Source organism: Kiritimatiellia bacterium, assembly GCA_018001225.1.
In the GTDB taxonomy this organism is placed as follows: Bacteria; Verrucomicrobiota; Kiritimatiellia; order CAIQIC01; family JAGNIJ01; genus JAGNIJ01.
In genome coordinates this window covers 49840-64403 of record JAGNIJ010000008.1, presented here as the reverse complement: position 1 = coordinate 64403, position 14564 = coordinate 49840, and the positions used below count along the sequence as shown (strand labels likewise).

At 69.8% G+C, this 14564-nt stretch carries 11 protein-coding genes; 4 read left to right on the top strand and 7 right to left on the bottom strand.

Annotated elements, in window-relative coordinates:
- Nucleotides 1-273: 273 nt before the first annotated feature.
- From KA248_04380 to KA248_04370, 3 genes are read right to left on the bottom strand one after another with little or no spacing between them, the layout of a single operon-like run.
- A complete protein-coding gene (locus KA248_04380; protein MBP7829135.1) occupies nt 274-1194 on the bottom strand; it encodes an HAD family hydrolase in 921 nt (306 codons plus the stop codon).
- Complete coding sequence (locus KA248_04375) at nt 1191-2168, bottom strand: glucosyl-3-phosphoglycerate synthase (GenBank protein ID MBP7829134.1); 978 nt, start codon at nt 2166-2168, stop codon at nt 1191-1193. The genes KA248_04380 and KA248_04375 overlap by 4 nt, the downstream gene beginning before the upstream one ends.
- Nucleotides 2155-3333, bottom strand: a complete 1179-nt coding sequence (locus KA248_04370) for a peptidase dimerization domain-containing protein (GenBank protein ID MBP7829133.1) — start codon at nt 3331-3333, stop codon at nt 2155-2157. The genes KA248_04375 and KA248_04370 overlap by 14 nt, the downstream gene beginning before the upstream one ends.
- 110 nt (nt 3334-3443) lie before the next feature.
- Between KA248_04370 and KA248_04365 the strand changes: the two genes are divergently transcribed.
- The 4 genes from KA248_04365 to KA248_04350 all read left to right on the top strand — a co-directional run bounded on the left by KA248_04365 (nt 3444) and on the right by KA248_04350 (nt 8519).
- Complete coding sequence (locus KA248_04365) at nt 3444-4559, top strand: mechanosensitive ion channel family protein (protein MBP7829132.1); 1116 nt, start codon at nt 3444-3446, stop codon at nt 4557-4559.
- Nucleotides 4556-5830, top strand: a complete 1275-nt coding sequence (locus tag KA248_04360; GenBank protein ID MBP7829131.1) for a glycosyltransferase family 4 protein — start codon at nt 4556-4558, stop codon at nt 5828-5830. Before KA248_04365 ends, KA248_04360 begins: the two co-directional genes overlap by 4 nt.
- Nucleotides 5827-7527 carry a sugar phosphorylase gene (locus tag KA248_04355; protein MBP7829130.1) on the top strand — a complete coding sequence of 567 codons (1701 nt, stop codon included), beginning with the start codon at nt 5827-5829 and terminating at the stop codon, nt 7525-7527. The genes KA248_04360 and KA248_04355 overlap by 4 nt, the downstream gene beginning before the upstream one ends.
- 296 nt (nt 7528-7823) lie before the next feature.
- Nucleotides 7824-8519 carry a hypothetical protein gene (locus KA248_04350; protein MBP7829129.1) on the top strand — a complete coding sequence of 232 codons (696 nt, stop codon included), beginning with the start codon at nt 7824-7826 and terminating at the stop codon, nt 8517-8519.
- A gap of 265 nt (nt 8520-8784) precedes the next feature.
- On the opposite strand, the gene KA248_04345 is transcribed toward KA248_04350, so the two are convergent.
- The 4 genes from KA248_04345 to KA248_04330 all read right to left on the bottom strand — a co-directional run bounded on the left by KA248_04345 (nt 8785) and on the right by KA248_04330 (nt 14320).
- A complete protein-coding gene (locus KA248_04345; protein ID MBP7829128.1) occupies nt 8785-9540 on the bottom strand; it encodes a uracil-DNA glycosylase in 756 nt (251 codons plus the stop codon).
- A gap of 49 nt (nt 9541-9589) precedes the next feature.
- On the bottom strand, nt 9590-10555 hold the full coding sequence (locus KA248_04340; protein ID MBP7829127.1) for an RluA family pseudouridine synthase: 966 nt from the start codon (nt 10553-10555) through the stop codon (nt 9590-9592).
- Entirely contained in the window at nt 10534-11286 is a 753-nt protein-coding gene (lgt, locus tag KA248_04335) for a prolipoprotein diacylglyceryl transferase (GenBank protein MBP7829126.1), read from the bottom strand. The genes KA248_04340 and lgt overlap by 22 nt, the downstream gene beginning before the upstream one ends.
- 127 nt (nt 11287-11413) lie before the next feature.
- A complete protein-coding gene (locus tag KA248_04330; GenBank protein MBP7829125.1) occupies nt 11414-14320 on the bottom strand; it encodes a vitamin B12-dependent ribonucleotide reductase in 2907 nt (968 codons plus the stop codon).
- Between the last annotated feature and the right edge of the window lie 244 nt (nt 14321-14564).

Sequence of the window (14564 nt, the reverse complement as noted above, 5' to 3'; positions counted from 1 at the left end):
TACCGTGAACGTACAGCGGGGGCTACGAACCCGCTGTGATCCGGTCCGCTTGCCGGTCGGGGGAGGGGCTGGTACATTGGCGCGCAAGATGCCCAGGCAATTCGAGAATTTGAAGGCGTCGGAGCTGTATTGCCCGCGCTGCCGCGTCGCCCGGCCGGTTCGGGAGCGCCTGCTGCTGGTCCTCCCGCACGCCGATCTTCACGAGTATCGCTGCGCGGCCTGCGGGGAGTCCTGCGGCACGCGGGAGGTGACCCATCTCCCCGGCGCTCCGGCCTACCTGTCCAGGCCGGCCGCGATCGGCGCGAGGCCGGCCACGACCAGGTCGGGCTCGATCCCGGCGCACCGGGGATCGCCTAGCCGCGGGCGGTAGGAGCGGCGGTCGCCGGCAAAGAGCGCCGTCCGGCAGCCCAGCCGCGCGGCGGGCGCGATGTCGTTGAGCCGGTCGTTCCCGACGACCAGCGTTCCGGGGGGGGCGATGCCGTATTCCCGATCGAGGCGGCGGAGCGCTTGCTCGAACAGCCATGGGTCCGGCTTGGCCCGCCGGTGCTCGAAGGACCAGATGCAGAGTTCCGGATCGAAGCCCCAGCCCTCGGGATCGCGGCCCGTCAGCGCCTCGAACGTCAGCGGCGTGTAGAACTGGGCGTTGGAGACGATGCCGAGGGCCAGGCCCTGCGCCCGCAGCGCGGTCAGCGTCTCCTCGAAGCCGGGCATGGGCCACACCGGGTTGACGCGGCTCTCGTATTCGACCGCCAGGCGCGGGATGGCCAGCGCGTGCGCCGGCGCGGCGAGGCCCCCCTGCGCCGCGGCTTCGCGCACCAGGTCGCGCCAGATGTCCCGGATGTCCACCTCGGGATACTCGCCGCCCGCCGCCCGCCGTTCGCGGTGCGCCTCCCGGATGAGTTCCATGAAGCGGCCGGCGGCCCGCGCGCCCCGGGCGTCCGTCACGCCGGGAAAGCCGGCCGCGCGGAAGGCCCCGGCCATGGCCGGCCCGCGGGCGGCTTCCTCCGCGAGGCCGATATCGCCCGTGCCGGAGATCAGCAGGGTCCCGTACACGTCGAACAGGACGGCCCGTATTCCCGGTAGCGCCGGCTGCCGCGGCTCGGCCTCGGTGGGCATGGGCGCCATGGGCCGCGCGCGGGCGGCGAGGCGGCGGACCAGTTCGTCCCGCGCGCCGGGCGGCCATGCGTCGCTCATGGCTCGAGCCCCCGGCGGCGCCGGTAGGCGGGCAGGGTGATCATCGGCGGGCGCTCCTCCTCGACGATGAGGTGCTCGACCTGCTCGTACGCGTTGTCGCGCGCCTGGAACTGCCGGAGCGCCGAGTGCATTTCCGGAAGCGCGGCCGCCGCGTCGGCGGGCTGCAGGCGGGAGAGGAAGGTCTGGAGAATGCCGAAGGCCATCCGGCCCAGGTCCCGCGTGGCCTGGTTGCGGTGGACCCGGCGGTCCAGGTCCGTCTGCGCGAAGACCCCGAGCCCGTGCTCGCGGTACACGTCCATCAGGTGCGCGGTCTCGACGCCGTAGCCGATGGGGAAGGACAGCCGCTCCAGGATCCCGCGGCGCACGGCGTACTCGCCGGAGAGCGGCTGGATCAGCGCCGCCAGGTCCGGGAAGAACAGGGAGAACAGCGGGCGGATGAGGATCTCGGTGACGCGGCCGCCGCCGGAGGGCCGGAGCCCGCCGGCCCCCGCCAGCGGGCGGTCGTAGAAGGCCTTCACGTACTGCACCTCGGGCCGCCGGATGAGCGGGCCGATCAGCCCGTAGGCGAAATGCGGCCGGATGTTCTTGATGTCGGCGTCCACGTACACGAGGATGTCGCCGCGGAGCTGGTAGATGGCCTTCCAGAGGTTTTCCCCCTTGCCCTGTTTCGTGCCCTCCCCGGGCAGGATGTCCGCCGCGGCATAGACGTCCGCGCCGAAGGAGGCGGCGACTTCCCGGGTACGATCCGTGGAGCCCGAGTCGATCACGGCGATCTCGTCGAGCAGCGGGTACCGGCTCATGAGCTCCGACCGCAGGAGGACCACTTCCTTGCCGATGGTCTTTTCCTCGTTGAGTGTGGGGATGCACAGCGAGACGCGAAGCCCCTGCCGCTCCTTCTCGTCGACCAGCAGCTTGAGATCCCGGAAAGCGGAATGGTGGTAGGTGTTGCGCGACAGCCAGTCAGGCGGGTTCATCGGCAGGGTCTCCATCCGCGGCCAGCAGGAGGCCGGCCAGTTGCGCCAGGCCCGTTGCCATCGGCCCGATGGCGCAGGCCTCATCGAACTCGTCCAGCCGGCCCAGCCGCTCGCCCGTGGTGACGCCCAGCGTCAGGGCGGGGATGCGGCGGGCTGCGAAGGCGCTCAAGCCGGAGGTGGTGAGGTAGGTCATCGGCGCCAGGCCCAGCCGGGACAGCACGGCGTGCCCGGCGCGGACGAGCGGGTGGGCCCGGTCCAGGCCGCCCGGCGCGCGCCGTGCGAAGAAGTCGGCCGTGACGACGACGCCGGATTGCGCGGAGAGCTCCTCGGCGATGTCCTCGATCTGATCCCGGAGCTGCTGGAGGATTTCCGCGGACTCGCTGCGGATCTCGAGGCCCAGCGTGGTCTGCCGGGCGATATTCTGGTGGGAGATGCCGCCGTGGATCATGCCCAGCACGACGCTGGTGAAGGGGCGCCGGGGCACCGCGATGCGGTTGATGCGCGTGATGACGTCGTTCATCGGGATGATCGACCCGGTGGCCCCGTGCTGGGCCCAGTTGTATTCGTCCGGCAGGCGGCAGGTGATCTCCCCGCGAAGCATGCCGAGGCAGGCGTAGTTCAGGCGCCCGAGCTGAACGCCCTCCACGCAAAGCCCGGCGTGGACGGGCGAAGCGGCGTGGTCCAGGAAGAACTTCAGGCCCTCCAGGTTCCCTCGGCCATAGCTGCGGGCGGCGGCGAGGAACAGCACGTTGGAACGGAGGCGGACGCCCGCTTTTTCCAGCAGGGCGGGGAGGGTGGCCAGGGCCGCCAGGGCGATGCAGTTGTCCACGACGAAGGGGCCCACGACGCGGTCGGTCTCCACCTCGATGGTCTGCTCCGTGTCGTCGGGGACGGCGGTGTCGGCATAGGCCGCCAGCAGGAGGGTGCGCTGCCCCTCCGTGCCGGGCAGCAGGCCCGCGCCGTTATGGATCTCGTCCGTGGAGCAGTGCTGTAGCCCGCCCTCGGCGAAGCGCTGCAGGAGGAACTCCACGCGCGCCTGCTCGTGGCCCGTCGGCGCGGGGATCTCGCCGATCATGACGAGGTTGGCGAGCAGTTGCTCGCGCAGGGCCCCGGCCGCGGCCTGGAGCCCGGGCAGCGAATCCAGTATGGCGTCGATCGTGTTCATACCCGCAATGACTTTAGCGGCCCGGCCGCGGCCTGTCGAGCCTCGGGCGGCCGCGCGCGTCTTTGCGCCCAAGGTTGACGATGCCGCCATTATGCCCTACGGTTTTTGGCATGGACCTGATCGCCCTGCTGAAGGAGCCGGTATTCCTCGACCTCGCGGCGTGGCGCCTGGGGGCGTTGTTCGTCTGCCTGCTCGCGGCCCTGGCCGCGGGGAAAACCGGCCACTTCCTGGCCCATCGCGCCGCGGAGCGCCTGGCCCGCGCCGGCCGCGCCGTCGCGGCGGCGGCGGCCGGCGCCGCCGCCCGGTCCGCGACCTTCCTGGCCCTGGCCATCGGGTTGCGCGCCGGCCTGGGCTTCCTGGCGCTGCAAGGATCGCTCCTGAACCTGGCGGACACGACCTCGCGCGTGGCGTTGACGGCCGCCCTCGGCTGGCTGGCCTACCAGTCGGTGGACGTGGCCGAGGCCTGGTTCCGCCACCTGGCCCACCGCACGACCACCCGGATGGACAACGTGCTGCTTCCCCTCGTCCGGAAGAGCCTGCGGATCACCGTGGTGATCCTGACCGTGCTGCAGATCGCGACGCTGTTGAGCGACAAGCCCGTCACCTCGCTGCTGGCGGGCCTCGGCGTCGGCGGCCTGGCCGTCGCGCTGGCGGCGCAGGACACGATCAAGAACTTCTTCGGCTCGCTGGTCCTGCTCTCCGACAAGCCCTTCGAGATCGGCGACCGGATCGTCGTGGACGGCTTTGACGGCGCCGTCGAGGAGGTCGGCTTCCGCTCGACGCGGCTGCGCACGCTGGAGGGGCACCTCGTGACGCTGCCCAACGGCGAGCTGGCCAACAAGACGATCCAGAACATCGGCAAGCGCCCGCACATCCGGCGCGTCCTGGACCTCGGCCTGCCGTACGACACGCCCCCGGAGAAGGTGCAGCGCGCGCTGGAGATCGTGAAGGAGTTGTTGAAGGACCACGAGGGCGGGCGCCCGGAGTTCCCGCCCCGCGTATTCTTCAACGACTTCAGCAGCGCCTCGCTGAACCTGCGCGTCCTCTACTGGTATGCCCCGCCGGACTTCTGGGCCTACATGGCCTTCACCGAGCGCCTGAACCTGGAGATCCTGCGCCGGTTCGGCGCGGAAGGCATCGAGCTGGCGTTCCCGACGCAGACCTTGTACCTGGCGGGCGACCCCCGGCGGCCGCTGGACGCGGGGGCCGGGAGGCCATCCCCGTGACCGCGGCGACGGAGAACATCGGGTTCATCTCGACCCGCTTCGCCGGCACGGACGGCGTGACGCTGGAGGCGTACAAGTGGGCCCGCGTCCTGGAGGGGGAGGGGCACCGCGGCTTCTGGTACGCGGGCCGCCTCGAGACGCCGCCGGACGTCAGCCAGTGCGCGCCCGAGGCCTTTTTCGGGCATCCCGAGAACCTCTGGATCAACGAGCGCATCTGGGGCAAGACCGCCCGCACGCCCCTGGTCACGCGGCGCATCCGGGAGATGACGGAGTACCTTAAGGAAACCCTGTACGACTTCCTGTTCCGCTTCGACATCCGGCTCATGGTGCTGGAGAACGTGTTGGCCATCCCCATGCACGTGCCGCTGGGGCTGGCCTTGAGCGAGCTGCTTTCCGAAACGCACCTCCCGGCCATCGGGCATCACCACGACTTCTACTGGGAGCGCAGCCGGTTCTCCGTCAACGCGGTGAACGACTACCTGGACATGGCCTTCCCCTCGCGCGACCGCGAGCTGCAGCACGTCGTGATCAACCAGGCCGCGCAGGAGGAGCTGGCCCGGCGCAAGGCGGTGCCGTCGCTGCTGGTGCCCAACGTGCTGGATTTCGAGAACCCGCCGCCGCCCACGGACGGGTATGCCTCCGACGTGCGCGCCGAGCTCGGGCTGGGCCCGGACGACATCATGATCCTGCAGCCCACCCGCATCGTCCCGCGCAAGGGGATCGGGCACGCCATCAGCCTCGTCCAGATGCTGGCGGACAAGCGCTGCAAGCTGGTTATTTCGCACGAGGCCGGCGACGAGGGCACGGATTACCTGGAGACCCTGGTCACCTACGCGAAGAAGGCCGGCGTGGAGGTGCGGTTCTTCGCCACGCGGGTCAGCGACACGCGGCAGGTCAACAGCCAGGGCCAGAAGACCTACACGCTCTGGGACCTGTATCCCCACGCCGACCTCGTCACCTACCCGAGCTTTTACGAGGGCTTCGGGAACGCCTTCCTCGAGGCCGTCTATTTCCGGAAGCCCGTCCTCGTGAACCGGTACGACAACTTCGCGCGCGACATCGAGCCCAAGGGCTTCCGGTGCCCCGTCATGGAGGGCTACCTCACGCGCGAGATCGTGGCCGAGGTGCGCCGGATCCTGGAGGACCCCGCCTACCGGCAGGCCCTGGCGGAACATAACTACCAGGTGGCCCTGCGGCATTACAGCTACGCGGTCCTGCGGCGGCGCCTGCGGACGCTGATCATCAACGTGCGGGGCCTCTCGAACGTATGAAGACCTATTTTGCCAGCGGGATCATGGAGCGGCTGCGCGGGCGATTCGAGCGGCTGTACGGGAACCGGGCGGACCGCTGCCTTTCCCGGCTGGCCATGATGATCGGCCGGTACGGCCTCGGCGAGGAGCCCGTCCCGCCGGGCCCCCGCTGGACCGAAAAAGACGCGTGGCTCATCACGTACGCCGACGCCATCCGCGCCGCCGGCGAAAAGCCGCTGGCCACGTTGAAGCGATTCCTGGACCGGCGCCTCGCCGGCGCGATCAACACGGCGCACCTCCTGCCGTTCTTCCCATCCTCCTCGGACGACGGCTTTTCGGTGGTCCACTACCGCACCGTCCGGCCGGAACTCGGTTCCTGGGCGGACATCCGGGCGCTGGGCGAATCCTTCGGCCTGATGATGGACCTGGTGCTCAATCACGTCTCGCGCCGGAGCGGCTGGTTCCTGGACTACCAGGCGGCGGTCGCGCCCGGCCGGCATTACTTCATCGAGGCGGACCCCGCCGCCGACTGGACGGCGGTCATGCGGCCGCGCAGCACGCCGCTGCTGCACCCGGTCGAGACCCGCGGGGGGACGCGCCACGTGTGGACCACGTTCAGCGAGGACCAGGTGGACCTGGATTACTCGAACCCCGACGTGCTCTTCGAGTTGCTCGACATCCTCCTGTTCTACGTCTCGATGGGCGCGCGCGTGATCCGCCTGGACGCCATCGCCTACCTGTGGAAGAAGCCCGGCACGCCCTGCATTCACCTTCCGGAGACGCACGAAATCGTGAAGCTGATGCGCGATTTCCTGGCGCTCGCGGCCCCGCGCGTGCTGCTGCTGACCGAGACCAACGTCCCGCACGGGGAAAACGTCGCCTACTTCGGGAACGGCGACGAGGCCCACCTGGTGTACCAGTTCAGCCTGCCGCCGCTGATCCTGCACGCGCTCCTGCGCGGGGACGCCTCCGCGCTGACCCGCTGGGCGGGCGAGCTGGCCGCGCCGCCGCCCGGGTGTACGTTTCTCAACTTCACCGCCTCGCACGACGGCATCGGGGTCCGGCCGCTGCAGGGTCTGGTGCCGGACGGCGAAATCCGCTGGCTGGAGAACGAGGTCCGCGCCCGGGGCGGGCAGGTGTCGCACAAGCGGAACGCCGACGGCAGCGAAAGCCCCTACGAACTGAACTGCGCGTGGTTCAGCGCCCTCTCCGATCCGGACCCGGAGCGCCACGCCGCCCGGTTCCTGTGCTCGCAGGCCATGATGCTCGCGCTGCGGGGCGTCCCCGCGCTGTACCTGAATAACCTGCTGGCCGCGCCCAATGACGCCGAGGCCGTTTCGCGCACGGGCCGCGCGCGCTCCATCAACCGCCGCGCGTGGACGGAAGCGGAGGTGCAGGCGCGCCTGGACGATCCCGGGAGCCCGGCCGCGCGGGTGTTCCGCGCCTTGACCGATTTGCTGAAGAGCCGCGCGGCCCAGTCCGCCTTTCACCCTGACGGGGAGCAGCGGATCCTGGACCTGGGGCCCGCCGTGTTCGCCGTCGAGCGGACCGCGCCGGGCGGAGGCGGGCGCGTGCTGGCCCTGCACAATTGCAGCGAGCGAACCGTCGAGGTCCGCCTGCCCGGCGATACCGGGTGGAAGGGCATGGTCGGCGACCCGTGGGCAGGCCCCCGGCCGGCGCTGCGTCCCTACGCGTTTGCCTGGCTGGTCCCCGCCTGATGGCGGAAAGTAGGGGCGTCGCTTGCGACGCCCGCCCTGTAGTACGCGCTTCGCTTCACTACAGGGCCCGCGGGCGCCGACAAGCGGCGTCCCCACATGAGTGATACCAAATCCGGGTGAGGGCGGGTAGATTTCGGGCTCGCAGGAGCTCGCCCCTCCATGATTCCTGCCACTGGAGGGCGGAGCTCTGGGACGCCGTTCGTACCGCCTCTCACCCGTACCTGGTATGAGGCATGGCCGGCCGCCCGTTTTTTCTGTTGCCCAAACCGGGCGGGAGGACTACATACCAAACTGCCATGAGCCATGATGAGGCTACCGAGAAGACCCCGCCCGTGATGCCGGGCACCCATGCCCAGATTCTGCTGCTTTGCCTGCACGAAGAGTTGGGCCGGGCCTTCCTGTCGGCGGTATGCCCCCGCGCCTCGAACAACGAGGGCGAGATGGAAATCGAGGGCCACCGGCTGCGCCTGCGCATCCTCGCCGGCGATCCCCGCTTGACGGACGGCTGGGACGAGGCGGTACGGCAGGCCCACGGGTGCGCGCTCCTGGTCCGGTTCCTGGACGTCGTTTCGCTCGATCGCATCCGCGCCATTTACCGCCGCCTGCCGCTGGAAAAATCCATGCCCCTGGCCATCCTGCTGTTCCGGCAGGAGGGCGAAATGGATTTCAAGATAAGCTGCCCGTCCTGCGGCCAGAAGCTCTGGGTCCGCGACAGCGACGGCGGTCGGCGCGGGCGCTGCCCGAACTGCCAGAAGGGCTTCCGCCTGCCGTCCCAGTCGGGGTTCCTGCGGAGCCAACTGGCGCTGCCCGATTCCGTGGCGACGCTGACCGTCATCAACGGCCGCGCTTCCTCGTGCCGCGGCGCGCTGGCGCACCTGATCGGGCACCTGGGCGGCGCCATCGTCGGCTCGGCCCACCTGGACCACGAAACGCTCAAGAAGAGCACCGTCCGCGTGGAACTGCCGGAAGGCGACCAGACCGCGCACGGCTGAAAACCGTGGCCGGCAAGACCCCTGCGGCCGCCCAAATCTGCGCGTAAGGATGGCGGTCACTCGGGCATTCCCTGCGCACACCGCTGTCTTTGCGGCTCGCGGGGACGCTCGCCCTCCAGAACGCTTTCTATACGATGCAGATAAATTTCTCGCCTGGAGGGCGAGCGTCCCCGCGAGCCGTGACAGCCAAGGAGAACTTTCGCGGCATCGCATAGGGTCGGAGGTCCTTACGCGCGGATTTGGGGGCCGGGCTCGTTGAGCCCGACTACTTCCTCGGCGGCGGCTCGCGACCGAGCCGCGCGAGCACGGCCTTCATGTCTTCCCAGACGTCCTTCTTGCCCGCGGGATTCCGCAGCAGGTAGGCGGGATGGAAGGTCGGCATCAGGTCGATCCCCTCGTAGCTCATCCACTGGCCGCGCAGCCGCGTGATGCCGCTCTGCGTGTCGAGCAGGCCTTTCACGGCCGTGGCGCCGAGGGCGACGATGACCTTCGGCTTGAGCAGCGCGATCTGCTCGCGCAGGTACGGCAGGCAGGTCTGCATCTCCTCGGGCATCGGTACGCGGTTGCCCGGCGGCCGGCACTTGACGATGTTGCCGATGAACACCTGCTCGCGCGTGAAGCCCATGGCTTCGATGATCTTCGTCAGTAACTGGCCCGCGCGCCCGACGAACGCCAGGCCCTGCTGGTCCTCGTCCGCGCCGGGGCCCTCGCCGATGAACATGATCTCCGGCGCGGTCGAGCCCTGGCCCGGCACGGTCCGCGTGCGCGTGGCGTGCAGCGGGCAGCGCGTGCAGGCCCGGACCTTTTCGGCGACGGCCGCCAGCCCGGCGGCGACGTCGGCGGACTCTTCCGCCGCGGGCGGCGGGAACACCGGCGGGAGCGCGATCCGGCGGACCTGCTCGGGGTCCGCCTCCACCTCCGTGACGCCCTCGTCGCGGAGCTGCTGCAGGTGTTCCTCCAGCTCGCGCGCCAGCTTCAGCCAGCCGTCGCGGAGATCCGTCGGTTCGGCCTTTTTATTCATCGGCCGTCCAGAATGCCCCAGATGGACGCCGGCGGGAAGTCAAAAGCTCTCACTCGCCGGCCGGCCGACTCAAGGCCCGCAGCATCCCGCGCAGGTCCGGCGGGATCGGCGCCTGGAACTCGAGTTCCGCGCCGGTGACGGGATGGCGGAACGCCAGCCGCTCCGCGTGCAGCATCTGGCGCCCCGGCTCGACGGGCAGCACGCCCGGCCGGGCCCGGCCATACTGGGTATCGCCCACGACCGGGTGGCCGCGGTGGGCGAGGTGGACCCGGATCTGGTGCGTGCGCCCGGTTTCGATCCGCACCCGCAGCAGCGAGACCGGGCCGAGGACCTGGACCGTTTCGTAGTGCGTGACCGCCGGGCGGCCGGTGCGGGGCCGGGCGGACATTTTCTGGCGATGATGCGGATGCCGGCCGACCAGCGTCTCGATGGTGCCCTCGGCCGGGACGGGCGCGCCCCAGGCGAGGGCGAGGTACTGCTTGCGCACCTCGCGGTTCTTGAACTGGGCGGCCAGGCCGGCCAGCACGGCCTCGGTTTTCGCGACGACCAGCGCGCCGCTGGTATCGCGGTCCAGCCGGTGCACGATGCCCGGCCGCTGGTCGCCGCCGACGCTGAAGCCCGGTCCGCAGTGGTGCAGCAGCGCGTTGACCAGCGTGCCGGCGTCGTGGCCGGGCGCGGGATGGACCACGAGCCCCGGCGGCTTGTTCAGCACGAGGAGGTGCTCGTCCTCGAACAGGATGTCCAGCGCGATGGGCTCCGGCTTCAGATCGACGGGCGCGGGCGCGGGGATATCGAACTCGACGGCGTCGCCGTCCTTGAGGAGATGACCGGGCTTGCGCGGGCGGCCGTTCACGCGGACGCGGCCCTCGCGGATCAAGTCCTGCCAGCGGGCGCGGGAGTGGTCGGGCCGCGCGGCGGCCAGCCAGCCGTCCAGCCGGGCGGGAGGCCCGGCGAAACCCAGTCGCCCGGTCTCCCCGGTGGCGGACGGCGCGCTCACGGCGGGGAGCGGCTCCATCGCTGCGCGATTCCCGTCCAGAGCGCGGCGCCGAGCAGGATCATCGCCAGGCTCAACCACTGCGCGACCGAGAGCCCCGCCCAACGCATCCGTGGGTCTCCGCGCAGGAACTCCACGGCGAACCGGACGGCGGGATAGGTCATCAGGTACAGGCCGGTGATCCGGCCGGGCCGGGCCTCCGCGCCCTCGCGCCGCAGGAGGACGAGCAGGGCGATGTAGATCGCCAGGTTGGCGGCGGCCTCGTAGAGCTGCGTCGGGTGGCGGAGCGCGTCGTGCGAGGGGCAGGCCCAGGGAAGGGCGGAGGGCCGGCCGTAGCAGCATCCGTTCATGAAGCAGCCGATCCGGCCGAAGGCGTGGCCGAGGGGGAGGGCGGAGATCGTGAAATCGGACAGCGACCAGAACGCCTCCCCGCGCCGCCGGGCCAGGAACCACACCGCGGCGATGGCGCCGAGGAAGCCGCCGTAAAAGATGAGCCCGCCCTGGTCGATCCGCACGACGGCGAGCCACCGTCCGCGGAACTCCTCCAGTTCCGAGAAGACGTAGGCCGCGCGCGAGCCGACGATGCCGGCCAGCATGATCCAGAACGCCAGCTCCGAGCCGAAGCCCGGCGGCCGCTGCTGCTTCCGGCCCAGCCAGTTCCAGTGCGTGACCGCACCCAGAAAGCCGAGGGCCGTGAGCACGCCGTACCAGTAGATCGGGCGGCTGCCGATGGTGAAGCAAACCGGGTCCATGGCCGCCTTATATCAGAATCCCGCCCGCGATCACAACCCCGCCGGGCAGCGGTAGGCGTGCGCCGGTGAACGCGAAAGGGAAACAGGCTCCGGCGGCGGAGCGCCGGAGCCGCAGGCTGAACGCTTCCTACGAGCACCCCATCGAGTTGCCGCAGTTGTAACAGCGGTAGCAGGCGCCGTTGCGCACGGTGATCGCGCCGCACTGGTCGCAGACCGGCGCGTCCTCCATGAAGTTCTTGAACTGCGCGTCGAGGACCTGGACGTTCATCCCGTGCGCCGGCACCGCGGCCTTGGCCGGCTTCTCGGCGGCCGGGGCGGCCGCCGCCGGCTCGGGCTGGAGCGACTTCGCCGGCGCGGGCGCCTTGAAGCCCTCGAGGAACGTGTGACCGAGCCACCGGAAGATGTAGTCCGGCAGCGATTTGGCGATCGGGATGTCCGGGTTCTTCGTGAAGCCGCTGGGCTCGAACCGCGAGTGCGCGAACTTCTCGACCAGCGTCTTGAGCGGCACGCCGTACTGGAGGCACATCGAGATCGCCGTGCCGAAGGAGTCCATCAGCCCGCCGATCGTGCTCCCTTCCTTGGCCATGGTGATGAACAGCTCGCCCGGCGAGCCGTCGTCGTAGAGCCCGACGGTCAGGTAGCCCTCGTGGCCCGCGATGTCGAACTTGTGCGTGATCGACTGCCGCGTGCTGGGCATCCGCTTGCGCAGGGGGCGCGCCTTGGAGCCGTTGCCGCCCGGCTTCTCGGCGGCCTTCTCGGTCTTGCCCGTGTTCACCGGCTGGCTGCGCTTGCAGCCGTCGCGGTAGATCGCGATAGCCTTCAGGCCCAGCTTCCAGCCGTCGATGTACGTCTGCATGATCTCGTCCACGGTCGCTTCCGTGGGCATGTTGACGGTCTTGCTGATGGCCCCCGAGAGGAACGGCTGCACGGCGCTCATCATGCGCAGGTGCGCCCCGTAGGGGATGTACCGCCGCCCGTTGCGCGGCTTGAAGGCGCAGTCGAACACGGGCAGGTCCTCTTCCTTGATGCCCGGCGCGCCCTCGATGGTGTCGTTGTGCTCGATGTATTCGAGGATCTCCTGGACCTGGGGCCGGCCGTAGCCCAGCCGCTGCAGCGCGGCGGGGACGGTGCGGTTGACGATCTTCAGCATGCCGCCGCCGGCGAGGAGCTTGTACTTCACGATCGCGATGTCCGGCTCCACGCCGGTCGTGTCGCAGTCCATCATGAACCCGATCGTGCCGGTCGGCGCCAGGACGGTGACCTGGGCGTTGCGGTAGCCGTGCTTCTTCCCAGCCTCGAGCGCCTCGTCCGCCGCCGCGCGGGCGGCGGCGAGCAGGTCGGGCGGGCAGCCCGGCGGCAGGGTGTCGAGCGCGGCGCGGTGGCGGCCGACGACCTCGAGCATGGTCTCCCGGTTGTCGGCGAAGCCCTCGAACGGATCGAGGACCTCCGCCAGGCGCGCGGACTGCGCGTAGGCGCCGAAGTGCATGATCGCCGTCAGCGCGCCGGCGATCGCCCGGCCGCGGTCGCTGTCGTAGGGCAGCCCGAGGGCCATCAGCAGCGAGCCGAGGTTCGCGTAGCCGAGCCCCAGCGGGCGGAACCGGTGGCTGTGGACCGTGATCGGCTCCGTCGGGTAGCTCGCGTTGTCCACGACGATCTCCTGCGCCGTGATGAAGATCCGGACGGCGGCGCGGAAGAGCTCGACGTCGAAGGCGCCGTCGTCGCGTACGAACTTCATCAGGTTCAGGGACGCGAGGTTGCAGGAGCTGTCGTCGAGGAACATGTACTCGCTGCACGGGTTGCTCGAATTGATCGGGCCCGTGCGCGCGCAGGTGTGCCAGCGCTGGATGGTGTCCTCGTACTGCACGCCCGGGTCGCCGCAGGTCCACGTGCCCTCGGCGATCCAGCGCATCAGGTCACGCGCCTTGTACGTCGGGCCCGGCTTGGAGGGGTCGGTCACCCAGCGCGTCGGCCACTCGCCATCCTCGAGCACCGCGCGCATGAAGCCGTCCGTCAGGCGCACGCTCAAGTTCTCGTTCTGGTAGCCGATGGAGCCGTACGCCTCGCCGTTGAAGTTGCCGTCGTAGCCCTGCTCGATCAGCGCCCAGGCCTTCTTCTCCTCGTTCTGCTTGGCCTGGATGAACTCCTTGATGTCCGGGTGCCAGCACTTCAGCGTGTTCATCTTCGCCGCGCGGCGCGTCTTGCCGCCGGACTTCACCACGCTGGCGATCGAGTCGTAGACCTTGAGGAACGAGAGCGGGCCGCTGGGCCGCCCGCCGCCGCTCAACTTCTCCCGCTCGCTGCGCAGGGTGGACAGGTCCGAGCCCGTGCCGCTGCCGAACTTGAACAGCATGGCCTCGCTGTGCGCGAGCCGCATGATGCCCTCCATCGAGTCCTCGACCGACTGGATGAAGCAGGCCGAGCACTGCGGCCGCTCGTACTGGGTCGCTGCCCGGCGCACGCGGCCCTCGGCGCGGTCGAAGTAGAACAGGCCGTGCCCGTTCCCCTTGCCGACGCCGTACTGGTGGTACAGGCCGCAGTTGAACCAGACCGGCGAGTTGAACGAGCCGTGCTGGTGCAGGCAGAGCCACGCCAGCTCGCTATAGAACACCTCCGCGTCCTCCGGCGAGGCGAACACCCCGTCCGCCAGCCCCCAGTCCGCGATCGTCCGCGCGACCCGGTGGATGAGCTGCCGCGCGGAATGCTCCCGTGCGGGCGTCCCGAGCTCGCCGTAGAAATATTTCGAGGCCACGACGTTCGTCGCGAGCATGGACCACGCGCGCGGGACCATCACGTTATCCTGCTCGAAGATCGTCTTGCCCTTCTCGTCGCCGATGGCCGCCTTGCGCCGCTCCCACTCCACGGCGTCGAACGGGTTCACGCCCGGCGCGCTGAAGACGCGGGGGATGGCGAGGCCGGGCCGGGCCTTTTTCCTGGCTGCCGGGGCCGCGCGCCGCGCGGTTTTCGCCGCCGTACCGCGCCGCGAAGGCGCCGCTTCCTTGTCACAAAGCTCCGCCGAATCACGCGTGTCCAGCATTAAAGGTCCTCCTTATTACAACCTAATGAAAGCCAAACAGTTATGTCTGTAAAAAACCGGGCGAACCACCACATATTGATGGTCCGCACCATGTCTTCGCAAAATACCCCTATATATAGGGGCGTCAACCTTAAAAAGGAACTTAAAGAAAATTGGTCGGAAAGGCTTTGTTTTAACCGGTTTCTGGAGGCGGCGCGCGCTCGCGGCGCTCGCGGGACGGGGGCGTCTGGCGGGACGGGGGCGT